The 1,039-nt window shown below is 45.3% G+C and carries 2 protein-coding genes; both read right to left on the bottom strand.

The genetic code is table 11. From position 1 onward, the window contains the following. Positions 1 to 427: 427 nt before the first annotated feature. Positions 428 to 841 (bottom strand): PaaI family thioesterase, encoded by a 414-nt coding sequence (locus V8L70_RS22845; protein ID WP_336270711.1) that lies wholly within the window; start codon positions 839 to 841, stop codon positions 428 to 430. 14 nt (positions 842 to 855) lie between these two features. Further along, positions 856 to 1,039: hypothetical protein (locus tag V8L70_RS22840; protein ID WP_336270710.1), on the bottom strand; the 184-nt coding region annotated here is incomplete at its 5' end.

Here is a 1,039-nt window from a genome sequence, read left to right as displayed (position 1 = left end):
TTAGGGTTTCACCCATGGCGAGTGGTCCTCTTGAATCGTGTTCTGGCAGGAACATCCTGATTCTACAAGAGAAAACCACTCGCCATCTTCGTTTTCAGGTCGGCCTCATGAATAAGCTGGGTTATACCCCGTGAGAAATCCAGGCTAGCCTAGCTGGACAGTCGCAGCAGGGATGGGAGTTTGAAATGATTAATCGACTAAAAAAGGACGCATCGCAGTTTAAGAAACGTCCAATTAGGGATTATTTAGATTATTAGGACTAGCGGTCTATTATTAGTAGTTCCGCAAATACAGTCTGTTTCAAGTAGTCTGTTAATAGGTTTAAAGGACAAAACGAATGGTTCTTCTAGGGTATACCCATATAATATCCATTATATTCTTAGCATTTTTCTTTGGTTTAAAAGCTATTAACGATCAAAAATTTTATCTAAACATCAAGAATGATGCAGGTTGTGGTGGCATGGGCATATAATTTGCCATCAGGCCCTACAATTTTGCCTTCAGCAGTCGCTGTTCTCCGACCAGCATGAATGACTTTGCCTTCAGCCCGTACTAAAGGTGTTGCCACTGTCAAAGCTCGCACCATATTTACTTTTATCTCTAAAGTTGTGTAGGTTTTTCCTGCTGGCAAAAGGGTATGGACAGCGCAGCCAACAGCGGAATCTAAAAGCGTGCAGAACCAGCCGCCGTGGACTGTACCCAATGGGTTGTAATGATGAAGCTTTGGACGCCCTTGAAAAACGGCAATACCTTTTTCCATATGAATAGGAGTGTAGTCGAGCGTTAGACCAATAGGAGGATGAGGCAGCTCTCCTGCAAACATAGCATTAAAAATGTCCATACCGCTGCGAGTGGTTAAGTCTGATAATGGAATGACCCTGAATCCGTGAGACCAGCCCCCAGAAATGTTTCTAACCAACTGACCTGCATGGCAATATAGCCATTATCGCCATTCACCCAGACAGTGCCATGCCCAACATAAAGTTCCGCGCCAGTCGCCGCACCCTCACCAGCCACGCCGGGCTGTCCATCATCGGGC

Source organism: Vreelandella arctica (assembly GCF_037070215.1).
GTDB classification, from domain to species: Bacteria; Pseudomonadota; Gammaproteobacteria; order Pseudomonadales; family Halomonadaceae; genus Vreelandella; species Vreelandella arctica.
This window is presented reverse-complemented; position numbering and strand designations above follow the sequence as displayed.

What these genes read in the sequence shown, in the direction of transcription:
- V8L70_RS22845 (WP_336270711.1), bottom strand. Translation starts at nt 841, where the DNA reads ATGGACATTTTTAATGCTATGTTTGCAGGAGAGCTGCCTCATCCTCCT.